Annotated in this window: 15 protein-coding genes; 3 read left to right on the top strand and 12 right to left on the bottom strand. The window is 48.4% G+C overall.

Going from position 1 to position 13,142, the window contains the following annotated elements; translation table 11 throughout:
• Positions 1-12: 12 nt before the first annotated feature.
• The 7 genes from YC6258_RS01660 to YC6258_RS01630 all read right to left on the bottom strand — a co-directional run bounded on the left by YC6258_RS01660 (position 13) and on the right by YC6258_RS01630 (position 7,585).
• Positions 13-1,257 carry a hypothetical protein gene (locus YC6258_RS01660; protein ID WP_044615502.1) on the bottom strand — a complete coding sequence of 415 codons (1,245 nt, stop codon included), beginning with the start codon at positions 1,255-1,257 and terminating at the stop codon, positions 13-15.
• A gap of 112 nt (positions 1,258-1,369) precedes the next feature.
• Positions 1,370-2,077 carry an XrtA/PEP-CTERM system exopolysaccharide export protein gene (locus YC6258_RS01655; protein ID WP_211264610.1) on the bottom strand — a complete coding sequence of 236 codons (708 nt, stop codon included), beginning with the start codon at positions 2,075-2,077 and terminating at the stop codon, positions 1,370-1,372.
• 98 nt (positions 2,078-2,175) lie between these two features.
• Positions 2,176-2,850, bottom strand: a complete 675-nt coding sequence (locus YC6258_RS01650) for a CpsD/CapB family tyrosine-protein kinase (protein WP_211264609.1) — start codon at positions 2,848-2,850, stop codon at positions 2,176-2,178.
• Positions 2,851-2,929: 79 nt separating this feature from the next.
• Complete coding sequence (locus tag YC6258_RS01645; protein WP_044615501.1) at positions 2,930-4,465, bottom strand: GumC family protein; 1,536 nt, start codon at positions 4,463-4,465, stop codon at positions 2,930-2,932.
• 261 nt (positions 4,466-4,726) lie between these two features.
• Positions 4,727-6,091, bottom strand: a complete 1,365-nt coding sequence (locus YC6258_RS26895; RefSeq protein ID WP_052829992.1) for a GGDEF domain-containing protein — start codon at positions 6,089-6,091, stop codon at positions 4,727-4,729.
• 336 nt (positions 6,092-6,427) lie between these two features.
• The gene (locus YC6258_RS01635) at positions 6,428-7,261 is read right to left on the bottom strand and encodes an FTR1 family iron permease (protein WP_044615500.1); all 834 of its coding nucleotides are present in this window, start codon (positions 7,259-7,261) and stop codon (positions 6,428-6,430) included.
• 3 nt (positions 7,262-7,264) lie between these two features.
• Positions 7,265-7,585 (bottom strand): cupredoxin domain-containing protein, encoded by a 321-nt coding sequence (locus tag YC6258_RS01630; protein ID WP_044615499.1) that lies wholly within the window; start codon positions 7,583-7,585, stop codon positions 7,265-7,267.
• 241 nt (positions 7,586-7,826) lie between these two features.
• Between YC6258_RS01630 and YC6258_RS01625 the strand changes: the two genes are divergently transcribed.
• Positions 7,827-8,411 carry a nitroreductase family protein gene (locus YC6258_RS01625; RefSeq protein WP_044615498.1) on the top strand — a complete coding sequence of 195 codons (585 nt, stop codon included), beginning with the start codon at positions 7,827-7,829 and terminating at the stop codon, positions 8,409-8,411.
• A 68-nt stretch (positions 8,412-8,479) separates the two neighbouring features.
• Here the strand turns inward: YC6258_RS01625 and YC6258_RS01620 are convergent, their stop codons facing one another.
• The gene (locus tag YC6258_RS01620; RefSeq protein WP_044615497.1) at positions 8,480-9,034 is read right to left on the bottom strand and encodes a flavodoxin family protein; all 555 of its coding nucleotides are present in this window, start codon (positions 9,032-9,034) and stop codon (positions 8,480-8,482) included.
• 126 nt (positions 9,035-9,160) lie between these two features.
• A complete protein-coding gene (locus YC6258_RS01615; RefSeq protein ID WP_044615496.1) occupies positions 9,161-10,057 on the bottom strand; it encodes a LysR family transcriptional regulator in 897 nt (298 codons plus the stop codon).
• 97 nt (positions 10,058-10,154) lie between these two features.
• Between YC6258_RS01615 and YC6258_RS01610 the strand changes: the two genes are divergently transcribed.
• A complete protein-coding gene (locus YC6258_RS01610; RefSeq protein WP_044615495.1) occupies positions 10,155-10,703 on the top strand; it encodes a GNAT family N-acetyltransferase in 549 nt (182 codons plus the stop codon).
• Positions 10,684-11,865 (top strand): MFS transporter, encoded by a 1,182-nt coding sequence (locus YC6258_RS01605; protein WP_044615494.1) that lies wholly within the window; start codon positions 10,684-10,686, stop codon positions 11,863-11,865. Before YC6258_RS01610 ends, YC6258_RS01605 begins: the two co-directional genes overlap by 20 nt.
• Positions 11,866-11,876: 11 nt before the next feature.
• Here YC6258_RS01605 and YC6258_RS01600 read toward each other — a convergent pair whose 3' ends face one another.
• The 3 genes from YC6258_RS01600 to YC6258_RS01590 form a co-directional block, all read right to left on the bottom strand.
• Complete coding sequence (locus YC6258_RS01600) at positions 11,877-12,242, bottom strand: GFA family protein (RefSeq protein ID WP_044615493.1); 366 nt, start codon at positions 12,240-12,242, stop codon at positions 11,877-11,879.
• A gap of 13 nt (positions 12,243-12,255) precedes the next feature.
• Positions 12,256-12,852, bottom strand: coding sequence for a class I SAM-dependent methyltransferase (locus YC6258_RS01595; protein WP_044615492.1), 597 nt, complete (start codon positions 12,850-12,852; stop codon positions 12,256-12,258).
• An 86-nt stretch (positions 12,853-12,938) separates the two neighbouring features.
• Positions 12,939-13,133, bottom strand: coding sequence for a hypothetical protein (locus tag YC6258_RS01590; RefSeq protein ID WP_044615491.1), 195 nt, complete (start codon positions 13,131-13,133; stop codon positions 12,939-12,941).
• Between the last annotated feature and the right edge of the window lie 9 nt (positions 13,134-13,142).

The following is a 13,142-nucleotide window of genomic DNA, read 5'->3' as shown; positions in this document are numbered from 1 at the left end:
GTCGTTTGTCTGTTAATAAAACAAATAGGCCAGACTCAAAGTTGCGATCAACTGAGAATCTCCATCCTCTATCGCATAATCGGTACTCAGGCTGGTTGACAGCTTACGGGTAAACACATAGCGTAAGCCGGCACCAAACGTGTTTCGTGTTGATATCTGGTCGTAGAACCAGCTGCCCGCATAATCCAAAGCACTTTGATACCTCAATTGAACAGAGGTATCTGACCGAAGCCGTTGTTCCAGTCCCAGGTTGAACAGCAGGTTGGAGTCTTTGTCGTTGGCATCGTAGTCATTGCTGCGAATGGCAATGACGCTGCTGCTGAGTTGGCAGGCGCGACATAAAATAGTTGAGTTGAATTCTGCGGTCAGGCGATCTTCCACAACCGTATTGCGGTAGTTCTCGGTATCGGTATCAGTGGTATTGGTTTCGGTGGTTTCCAGTAGTTCTGTAGTCACACCGCGGCGAAATCCCAGTGACCAGGAATAGTCTGTATCTTGATAGCGTTCACGTAATCCAAAGGTGATAATTTTGGTATCGTCGCTGTTATCAGAATCAGTAAAGTCGAAACCAATATATGCAGAGGTCTCCAACTTCCTGGATTGGCGTTGCCAGCCCGCCTGAACAGAATGGATCAGAGTATTGTCTGCGTTATCACCTAAACTCTCATTATAGTTGAGTTGGTATAGCAGATTGGTGCTCTGTGTGTCTGAAATATTGTGTACCAGGTTAGTACCCAATCGATTGTCACGGGCACTCAGCTTTTCATTTACATTCCATAAAAAGCTGTGACGGGAATAGACATCCAGATTGGTCCTTCGGCCCACTTCAAAGCCTGCAAAAGGTGAGACGCTCACCGTGTTGGTAAAGTCGAGATCCAGAGGGTCCAGAGTGTCATTCTGATTTACCTGTCTGGCGGAGTGCAAGAATCGCAGACCATAGTTGCGGGCGGGATTGCCCAGGGTAAGACTGGTTGAGCCGATGGCTAAAAAATTAGAGCGGTCAGCTTCATAATCAACGACATAATTGCCACTGTATTGCGAGTTAAGCTGATAACGATTGCCTTCGGAATTAATGCCGATCAAAAGCTCCGCAACATTTCCTGAACTGCTCTCTTCCTGGTCGTCCTGATCGGACTGAATGTAGTACCCCCCAATACTCATTGAGCTGTTAACGCTGGTTCTGGCTTGCAGGCTGGGTGTTGCCAGAATCAGCACTAATGGGGACAACAAAGTGATTGTTTTAATTATCTGCTGCATCGTTGTACAACTCTGTCATAGCATGTTTGCTTTCATCCTGCCTGAAGATGGTTGTGCAGGCAAAGAAAATGACCATTGGCACTGTGATATTCAGACGTCTCCCTATTTTTTATTATTGGGAACCGCTGAAAAATGACTTCTCTGGTACGGTAACAATATCTGATGGGATCAGTGCATAATTTGTTTTCAGATCCCCCCTGGTCAGAATATCTTCCAGACGTATTGGGTAAACCGTCAGAACACCATCGATTGTTCTGTGCAGTTTTGCGGCATTGCCATTGGCATATTCTGTCGTACCGCCTGCCAGTAGTACCAGATCAAGAACCGTAATTCCATTTCTGAATGGGATGGAAAGTGGTGTTCCCACTGCTCCACTGATACGTACTCTTCTTTGATATTCTGCACTGAATGGGTTGGTGACAATAATAGAAACCTGAGGCTGTTTTAGATAGGTTTTCAATGAGTCGGTAATGGAGCTGGTCAGTTCTTCAGTGGTGAGCCCGGCTGCCAGGATATCGCCGATTAACGGCATTGAGATTTTTCCATCCGGTCTGACGGGTACTGACAGGGATAATTCAGGGTTTTTCCATACATCAATTTGTAATGTGTCGCCGACTCCAATGGTGTACGTTTCGGAAATCGTACTGGCAACCTGAGGACCGGATAGCAGAGGTTGTGGCTGTGAGTCGGTCGCAGCATTGACGACGGGCTCGTTTGATACGCAGGCACTGAGTAAAATCACAGACAATAATGCAATGTACAGCATAGACACAAAGCGACAGCCTGGACGTATACCTTGCAAAAACACAGATATGATCATCTTGATTCCTAATTCGGTTTACTGCTGTGCAGAATAAACTGCATGTCCAATATTACACTTATTCAATGGTAGCATTAATCGGTCAACGGAATTGCCGGTTAATAAAAATAGATTTTCTGGGATACCGCTTCCTTGTTTAAAACCGTACCCAACAGGGGTTTGGACTTTAGCAGCTCGACAGATTTCTGTACTTCATCCTTATTGTTTCTACCGCTTTCAACGACTAGCAGAGAGCAATCAACATTTGGTAGAAATACCATAACATCGTCTGAAACAAACAAGGGTGGAAGGTCAAAAATGACCAGTCGCTGATCATATTTTTCTTTCAATTCCCTGATTAACTGAGTCGATTCCGGCGATGATATCAGCTCAGACGAACTCATAATTCCCTGTCTGCCAGGTAATACCACCAGACGATTAAAGCCCGGATTAAACAGCACATCCTCTATTGGAACACCGCTTTGCAGACAATCCTGTAAACCATATTTGGGTTTGACCGAAAAATATTTGTGGATAGAGGGTTTGCGAAAATCCATGTCGACCAGGAGAACTGTTTGATTGACTTCCATGGCAATACTGATCGCCAGATTCACAGAAATCATCGATTTTCCGGCGCCAGGTGTCGGGGCGGTAATTGCCAGAGTGTTCCAGTTGTTTAAGCGCATTTCCTGAAGCACCTTGGTTCTGAGTACCTGAAACAAACTGGCGTTGGGATCCGTTGGGTCATGAGCAACGATTCTGTTAGCTCTCAGCTTATCGGCTGAAACAGGCAAAATTTTAGTTTGCGTGTACTCAATGTTCTTTATCGATGAGGCTGTCTTATCTGAATGTGCCACTACAATCAATGCTCCACTAAAAACGTTGTACTACTTTAGTCAGTAATAAATCCAATGGCATATAAGTGAGGTGTATCGTCATTGCCGCGAGTGCGGCAATCACAACCAAACCTCCTATCATGAATATGTTGTGCCGTTTGGTTCGCTGGCGTTCTGCGTCGGTGTGTATATATGGGATGGCAATGAGCGGTGGAAATCCGAGAGTTGCTTCCAGAGTCTCGGTGCCACGGATGCTCTTATCCAGAAAGCCGATCAACAGAATAATGCCCAGTGGTACTCCGAAAGACCCTGCCAGGCCGGCCGCAAGGACTTTCTTGCGATTTGGGGCAAATGCTTCTGTTGGTATGCGCGGTGCGTCAATCAGGGTAAACCTTTCGGCTTTTGAGCCCTGTTCCAGACTTTCCGCCATCTGTGCCTGCATCGTGTCAGACACCAGTTTGGAGTACTGGGAGTTAATCGTGTCATAATCGCGATTCAGAGATATCAACTCTCTTTCCACCTGAGGAATTTTGATGATCTTGGATTCCAGGCTGGAAATTCTGATATTGGTCGTTCTCAGCTGTTCCTGAACCAGTTTGAGCTCTTCATTTCTGGCGTTGATTTTTTCCTGGAGCGCTTTCTGAGAAGCTTGTTCAGGAGACGTTGACCCTGAATCCGACAGCGTTCCACCACGCTCAAGATAGTCAATTTCGTCTTTGATCGCGATCAGATCTGGGTGAGCGGGCTGATAAATAATACTCAAACGTTTGTATTCATCCTTCAACTCAGCCAATCGGATCTGCTCCGGGCTAGTCTGACCGCTGTCGGTTTGCTGTAAGGTCAGGTATTCGATTTCACCCTTGATGCTTTCAATCTGGCGCTTCAGGTCGAGGGCGGTTGATTCTTCGCGAGCCAGAGAAGAGCTATACAATTGCAAATGTTCTGGTAATGCATCCTGGTTAGCCTGTTTGAATTTGGCGATGGCCTGCTCAGTTTCATCGAGGCGTTTTTTCAGCTTCGAGGCTTCCTGTTCAAGAAATGCCGTCGTCTGAGATGCTCGCTCAGTGCGAGCTTTGATATTTTCCTTGAGAAACAGATTGATCAGGTTTTCAGCAACCTTTTGCGCCAATGTAGGATTCTCAGAAATAAATCCAAGCTTAAAGGCAATTGTAACATTAGCACGACCACTGCGTTCACGAATGGGTTCGATATAGAGGTTATCACGGATCTGTTTTAACAGCGTATTGCTACCATACTGATCTTCAATAGCTTTCAGTGCAGGCATTTGCCGGCCGACATCCAACAGCTGTTCTCTGGTCATAACCCGCTGACGGATGATTTCGATTTGCTCAGCAGCACTGGCCTCAACGGTTGATTGAATTAATTTATCCGGTATCTGTTGGGTTTCAACCAGCACCAGACCTTCCGATTTGTAAATAGGAGGAATGATAACGGCAACAGCGACGGAAATAGTGGTGAAAATGATAATAGCAATGGCCACATACCATTTATAACGCCGCAGCGCGGCTATGTAGTTCTGGATATTTAAAGGTTGTTGAGCCAGCTCTTCCATACAGTCAAATCTATCTATGGTGGAATCAAATTTAATTAAAACAGGTGATTTCAAGCAGATTTATTGAAATTTGCTATCTCGATCTCAAATTTTAATACACAAAAATCTTTAATTAACAGGTCAATCTGAATATCAAGTCACACTAATACTGTTTCATGACAAATGCTTAGTCATAGGTGGTTATCTTCCTGTTGAACCATCTACTGATCTGATTGTCGGTATCAAATACCCATATCTTCTCCCTGGCATTGTCAGGTGCTTCTATTCGCTTGCGACGCAATTTCTGCCTTTTTCCTTGCCTTTGTACAGAGCGATGTCCGCTCGCTTCAGTGTAGCATCAATCTCCTGGGCCGCATCGAACTCAGCAACGCCGAAACTGGCGGTCACCTGAAGTGCAAATTGTCGAGCCTGAAAAGTTGATAGTTCAAGATGAACACGAATACGTTCAGCTTGCTGCATGGCCTCTTCGCGTTTGAAATCTGGCATGAGTATCAAAAGTTCTTCGCCCCCCCATCGAGCAATTGTGTCCTGAGTACGTAACAGGCTTTGCATTTTTTCAGCAATGGCCTTAAGCACTTCATCGCCCACATCATGACCGAAGCTGTCATTGATGTTCTTGAAATTATCCATATCAACCAGCACAACCGAAAAATGCCGTTGAAAACGCGAATAATCATCAACAGCCCGATGCAACATTTCGACCATTTCCCGACGATTGATCAAACCGGTCAGATAGTCGGTACGGGCCGCGATCTTAAGGGCCGCTTCGGCTTTTTTGCGTTCGGAAATTTCGAGTTCCAGTTCCTGATTGGCGTTTTGTAGCGCCCAGGTGCGCGACTCCACCAGAGTTTCGAGATCACTCTGGGTGTGTTGCATGTGCTCGATCATATATTCGAAGGTATTTGAGAGTTGATCGAGTTCGTCCCCCTTTTCCATTTTGATGTTCTCTTTCAGTGCGCCTTCCTCGATACAGCGTCGATAAAGGACATCCATACGCTTAACCAGATTTTTGGATAAGAACATGCTGAATACATACGCAAAAATAAAAGAAACAATCAATGACAACACGGCTTTCTGCTTCAAGTCCGCCAGTTTTGCCTGGACCTCATCGGCACGCATATCAATGCCAATAAGATATGGATTTGTTCGGCTTCTGATAGGAGCGTAACCGGACAGAAAGCTCCCCCATTTGTCCACGGTAATTTGCTTGTCAACGCTGACACTTTGAAAGCCTTCCATCAATTCGGGAATTGTCTGGTTATAGATTTCACCAGGAGCGGCGGGCTTTTCCGGGTCTGAATCGATGACAAACTTAGGCACCCCATCATCAAGGCGCATGACATATATAAATGCAATATCAGGATTTGAAGCTGTCAGCTGTCTTAAATACTGAATATTTTTATGATACTCAGGGCGCTCAGTGTCAGAGGCTGTTTGTAGTAATTCCAGTTCTTCAGAATTGAAGTTATTACTTAATAATGCGGCGCTGTACATCAGTCGGGAGCGCAGACTTTCTTTGAGATTATCGATTGCACTTTGATAAAAGTAACTACCGATGCTTCCGGAAACGAGAATAATCGCAAGAAAATGACTGATGAATAGCTTTGTTTTTATCCTGATTGTCATACAAGTAACTTGGGAGAGATGATAATAGTCCTTTATGGTTCTGACGTGAAAAACAACACCAGATATTACTACGATAACTCTATCTGAACAGAATTTCTTTTAAGTAGTCTAAAAAAGCCTCAAACAACGGAGTTTTTAGGTACAACAGTGTGAGCCATTACCCGATAAGCAGTCATTGTCGTGGCGAGTAAGGCTACATCAGGGAACCATAAATTGGTACTACTGGTGTTATTTATTGTTTTGCAGCGCCCAATTACACATGCGGGAGCCAGAAAAGGTATAGATAAGATTGATCGCAGCAGGGCTGGTAATTGCCCTGCTATCCTTTTGCTGAGGTCAGATACCTCTGGATCTGGTCTGAGGTGCGACCGTTCCGGATCTGTTTGCCCAGATCATTCCGCTGGTAATCACGACTAATGTTGCCAGGTAGAAAGACAACTGCAGGGCAGTAGGACGTGACTCATAGCCGATGAGGATATGCAGCAGTTCTCCGAGGATGGATTTTTCGGATAACAAACCGTCAGAATTCCACAGAGGAATCTGGCTTGGCAGGACCCCGGCCTGACTGAGATATCCTGCTGCCGAAGATGCAAGGCCACAGGCCATTAGCAGAATTAACCAGCTGGTGGTTTTGAACAGCCACTGGGGCGGAATGCGAAGCATTCCGAAGTACAACAATGCACCGGTTATCGCACCAATGAACAGGCCGGCTATGCCGCCAGACAGCATCTCCAGGTTGGAACTGCCGCCAGCGGCAATACCATACAGAAACAGTACTACCTCAGAACCCTCTCGCAGTACCGCCAGACCGGAAGCAATGGCGAGGGAATACAGAGGTAGCGTACCTTCATTAATCTGGTGACCGACATGTTTAAGATTGGTAGTCAGCTCTTTCGCATGGCTGGCCATCCAGATATTGTGCCAGGCAAGCATGCACACAGCTGTTAGCAGAATGACCGCATTAAAGATTTCCTGACCCATGCCTTCAAATGAATTCGCGATAGCGCCCATAAACAACGCAACCACAAATGCCCCGATAACCCCTCCGGCAACCCCGCCGCTTATCCAGCGTCCCCGGTTCAGAACCCCACGGGTAGCAGCCATTAATATGGTTATAATGAGAGCCGCTTCGAGTACTTCACGGAAAACGATGATTGCCGTACTTATCATTTGTTACTCCACAATGATCTGGCCTTTCGCCGTATCGGCGTTGAACTCACCCATAAAGTTATAGGTACCGGCTGCGAATGGCCCAACAAAGACCGTCGACTTGGTTTTTCCTGGAATGATTTTCTCGACATCGAAGTCCAGCCCCTCAAATTCTTCAGGTGTGACATCCTGGTTTTCGATGACGAACTTGACCCGCTGATTGACGGGAATGGTAATTACAGACGGTGAGAAAACATGGTCTTTGATCGTAATGTTATAGACCAGAGTGTCTGCCATCGCTGTGGCACTGAGAGCGAATAAAATCGCTGTCAAAAATATTCGCATGGAGGACCCCGAGTTATTTATCAATAATGATTATCATAAGCGTGATCATAAACGGCGGCAAATTTTTACACGGATTTTTAACGATCAGACTGGGCATGATGAAGCAAACCGGGCAGAGTGGTGAGATGAAAAACGGGTTTGTTGGGTGGCAGGTCGATTGATAATTGTTTTCAGGATAACAAAACCGGCTGATCAACAAATGATCTGATTTTGAAAGTTTGGCCCATTGCAGAGGTGACTGATGAGTGTAATCAATCCAACTGATGTTCCTATCCATGAATTGCTATCCCGGCGCAAAAGTCCTTATGCATTTGATCCCAATAAAACAGTCAGCAAAGACGATCTGATTGCTCTGTTCGAGGCAGCCCGCTGGACGATGTCGTCCTACAATGCGCAGCCCTGGCGTTATATTGTCGGAGTCAAAGATCGCAGTCCTGAAGTCTGGCAACAGATCTACAGCGTGTTGCTGGAAGGAAATCAGCCTTGGGCCAGTAATGCACCTGTGCTGGTATTGGGGTTGACCGAGCATACGTTTGAGCACAATGGTCAGAACAATAAAGCCGCTCAGCACGATCTTGGTGCCGCGTCGGCTTATCTGACCCTGGAAGCCACTGCGCGGGGACTGTATGTGCATCAAATGATCGGCATTGATCCCGATAAAGCCAGGCAAGTGTTTGGCATCTCCGGATCCTTGGAACCACTGACCGGAATGGCCATCGGCTATCTTGGTGCACCGACTGATGTGGCAGAAACGTTTGCTCAGCGTGATCAACGGGAACGTCAGCGCAAAGCCTTGAGTGAGATTGTGTTGAAAGGAAGTCTTTAAAATATCGGGAGTGCAGAAGTCAGTGCCATTCGCTGGCACTGACGGTGCTAAACGCTATCAGAGAACAATCATCCCTTCAGACGGGCGGCAATCTCAGTGACCCGGGCGCCGTAGAGACGAGCGGTTTCAAGATCACCGGCAGCAGTATCTTCTGCACCACGATCAGAAGGAGATTGCACCAGCGCACCTACGGAACCACCCAGGTTGTTCACATCATTACGAGTGGCATCAAAGGTATTGGCAGGAGCCAGGCCCAGACTGACCCAGATGCCGCCGTGTTGGGAGGCCAGGGTTTGCATGAAAATCAGCGTGACCTGCTTGTCGCCATTGAGACTGGCGCTGTTGGTAAAGCCACCAAACACCTTGTCCTGCCAGCCGCGGGTAAACCACACTTTGGAGGTGGCATCGGCGAATTTTTTGAATTGCCATGCAGCGGAACCCATGTATGTGGGTGAGCCGAAGATAATGGCATCGGCGGCATTCAGTTTTTCCCAGGCTGCATCGGTGATATCCCCGTTTGCATCTATTTCGATCAGTTCAGCCTTGGCACCTTCGGCAACGTATTCTGCTACGCGACGGGTGTGTCCATAACCTGAATAATAAATCACAACAGTATTTGACATGTTCGAACTCCAGTTTTATGACTCTGTCTTACACAGAATCGGGTGAAAGATTGCTCCAATACTACGTCATAGTAATGATTGTATAGTAAAGGAACAAGCAGATAATTCGGAGACGAAATAAGTGTCCTATGAGTGTTGATTGTCTTTCTGTCGAAGCAGTCCAATCAAACAGCGCATGCCTTTACTGACTGGCTTGTCCTGGCGCATGGCCAGTGCCAGTGTACGCTCCAGTCTTGGATTGAGGGGGTGTATTTTCAGGCCATCGGACCGTGTCGCATCCTGGACAGCAAGGTGCGGCAGGATGGACCAACCCAGCCCAGCGGCGGTCAGGCGCTTGATCGCTTCAACACTGCCCAGCTCCATTATGGGTTTGACCACTTGTCCGGCCTGAGTGAACCATTGATCGATAATATTGCGGGTGTTGCCTCCAGCTTCGTATAGCAGTAATGGCATCTCTGCCAGAGATTCGGCGGTGAACGTTTGATCAGGGTGGTGTTGTGATTCCGGATAGACCGCCACAAACTCGTCGCAGCAGATCTCCTTCCAAGCGAAAGCCCGACCGTTGACAGGCATCGTCACCAGAGCCAGATCGAGTACATTGTTTTCCAGCCGTTTGAGAATGTCAGAGCTGTTACCGGTCTGCACGGTAATATCCAGTCCGGGCATATGTTGTTTGAGCTGTTGTAGCAGTGGCGGAAGCAGATAGATGCAAGCAGTGGCACCGGTGCCGATGCGCAGGCGGCCAACACTGCCATGCTGATGAGGAGACAACGATTGCCAGGCAATATCCACCTGCTGCTGTATCTGATAGGCGTGACGCAACAACTCTTCTCCGGCAGCTGTCGCACTGACTTTACGTCCCACCCGTTCCAGCAATCGTACACCCAGCAGCTGTTCCAATTGCCGTATCTGCAGACTGACGGCTGGTTGGCTGAGGTCCAGGTAGTCTGCGGCAGCAGAAAAACTGCCGAGCTCGGTTACCTTGATAAACGTTGAGAGTTGGGCCAGATTGAGTGTATGCATGATAAGAAATTCTTATGTTTTGTATAAGAAGCATATTATTTTTTAATGCCTGGTCATAGGTTAGGGTATCTGAATCCTTCCACTGTGAGTGATCAGAATGATGATTAACCCCTCTCCGGCTGCTGTTCTAAGACCCTGTCTTGCTTCCGATATTGATGCCATAACGGCCATCTATTCCCATGGCGTGCTGAACAGCCTTTCCAATTACGAATACGTACCGCCCACAACAGAGGCGATGTTGCAGCGCTATCAGGCCATTGTACAACCGGGCTATCCCTATCTGGTGGCTGAGGTATCCTCGACTATCGCCGGATTTGCCTATGCCGGGCCTTATCGTACCCGTCCTGGCTACCGCTATACGGTGGAAGATTCGGTTTACATTCATCCCGAATACACTGGTCGTGGGATCGGACATCAGTTATTGAGCGCGGTAATTGATGAATGTACTCATCTTGGCTTTCGGCAGATGGTGGCGATCATTGGTGACCCTGACAATACCGCCAGTCTGAAGCTGCATACTCGTCTCGGTTTCGCACATGTCGGCCGTTTGCCGGGTGTTGGCTGGAAGGGAGAGCACTGGCTGGATTCCATTCTGATGCAGCGGCCGCTCGGATCGGCAGACAGCGATGTACCGGGCAGGTCCTAGTACACCGCATCGTCTGGTTCTGACTTTGGGATTGATCCAGCTGGTCTGCTGGGGCATCTCCTTTTACCTGCCGGCGGTGCTGGGACCGGCTATGGCCGCAGAGCTGGCAGTGAGCAGTAACCAAATTTATGCCGGCTCCTCAGTGGCACTGCTCGTTATGGGCATCGTATCTCTGCCGATCGGCAGACTGATTGATCAGCACGGTGGCCGCAGGATTATGACGTCTGGGGTACTGTTGCTGGCATTTGGACTGTTATGTCTGAGTGGTTGCCGGAATCTCTATCAATATTATGGTTGCTGGGCATTGTTGGGTCTCGCCATGCGGATGACGTTATATGAAGCTGCGTTTGCTACGGTGGTTCGCATGTCAGGTATTGCTACATCCACAGCCATTGCCCGTATCACCCTGATTGGCGGTCTGGCTTCAACGGTATTCTGGCCGTTGGGCCATGCTCTGCTGTCATGGCTGGGCTGGCGTCATACGGTCGTTGTATATGCCCTGCTGGCGATCTGTCTGCTGCCGCTGTTCAGCCGTATGTCTGATAACCAGAGAAACGCTGAATCAACGACCGAGACAAATACCAGGGCGATGAAACTGTCATGGAATGCTGTGCTGTTTGCTGTAATGACGATGTTGAGTGCCTTTCTGAGTAATGGTATGTCGATCTACATGATTATTATTTTGAGCGGACTGGGGGTGTCGCCGGAACTGGCGGTCTGGCTGGCGGCGCTCAGAGGAGTCAGTCAGACCGCGGCACGGCTGCTCAGTGAGTTTGCCGGAACAGCGGCTAATCCGCTACAGTCTGCATTGCTGGCAACTGGTGGTCTGACAGCAGGGTTTATGCTGGTTTGTTATATCAGTATCAGCACCTGGGCGTTGATGGCCTGGGTGATTACCTTCGGTATGGCCATCGGGTTGCTGACCATCGTTCGTGGCACCCTGCCGCTGTTATTGTTTGATGTATCCGGTTATGGCCGTATCAGTGGAGGACTACTGGCACCCGGTTTCATCCTGGCAGCACTGGCACCACTGTTATTCGGGCTGATCAGCAGCCATTCCGGTATCGCGGTGTTGCTGAAATGGTCATTGCTGTTGAGTGTGGCCTGCCTGCTGTGTGCGTTAGGTTTATGGCAATGGCACACCGGACCTGGCGAAGACTGACAATTGTCGGGTCATTCGTCCAGGAAGGTCCAGCTGTCGGCACCATCAAAATGCCGGATGTGGATGTTCTGTTGTTCAGACAGAGACAGCAACCGGACGTTGATAGCGACCTGTGTGCTGGGATAATTGCTGGTACCGGTGTAGTGCGTTACGCAGGCGCAGATCGGACAGTGTTGAAACTCAATGCAGCGGTCTCCCCAGATATAACCGACACTGGGCTGTTGGTTGAAAACAATGCTGACGTCTGCCTTTTCGTACTTGGTCCACCAGGTACCCAGTCGCCGGCATATCGAGCAGTTGCAGCTGACAGCCGTTTCAGGAAGTTGCGGAAGGGTGATTTCCACATTGCCACAGTGGCAGGTACAGGTCAGAGTCATTGCTGTTGTTTCCTCAGTTTGTGACTGGCCGGTTAGCGATTACCTGGATAACCGCTGCGGTTCCGGTATGCAATGTGCCTTCCAGCACCTCCCGTTCCACTTCTGCCAGATGAGAGAAGTTTAACCCGTGCAGCTCCTGCTGCAGTGCGTTGATCGATAACAGCATGTCCTCGTCTTTTGGACCGCCGGTCTGATAATTCAGTTGTGCCACTGCATACCCTTCAAGCAGTAAAACACCATCAGGTTTCAAAGCGTTGACAACCTGTTGATAGACCTTGGCGCGCAGTTGTGACGGCAGATGACCGAAAATGGACACGATGCCATCCCATTGTGCGGTGCCCAGATCGAAATCGGCCAGATCCGCATGAATGGTGGTAATACTGACATTGCGCTCTTTGGCCAGGCGTTGGGCTTTTTCCAAACCGACATCCGAGCTGTCCACTGCCGTCACCTGATAGCCCTGCTGAGCCAGAAAAACCGCATTGCGGCCTTCGCCCTCCGCCAGACACAGCACATTACCCTTGGGTATCGTCTGAAAGTGATGGCGCAAAAAATCGTTGGGTTCTGTACCGTAGATGTAATGGTCGGCGTCAAAACGTTGATTCCACATAAAAGTGCTCCGAGTCTGAGATGAAGTTCATAAAGGTGACTGGGTTTGGGCAACCATGACCAGTTTGTCATGGCCTGCCACACCAGTCAGAAAAGCAGTCGACGATGGCATAATTGCATTATTTCAGTAATGCCAGTACCACAACAGACATCCAGTACATGACGAACATGATGCTGTCGGGCCAGCCTGGTCAGGAATTGAATTTCCTCATCAAACGGGTGTTGATATTGGGTGTCATAGTCTCCGCCGGACTGAAATTCACTGCTGTTCTGAGTCGCCACAGGGCTGCC

Source organism: Gynuella sunshinyii YC6258 (assembly GCF_000940805.1).
In the GTDB taxonomy this organism is placed as follows: domain Bacteria; phylum Pseudomonadota; class Gammaproteobacteria; order Pseudomonadales; family Natronospirillaceae; genus Gynuella; species Gynuella sunshinyii.
Note: the sequence above shows the minus strand (reverse complement) of the source record. Positions and strands in the feature narration are given on the sequence as shown.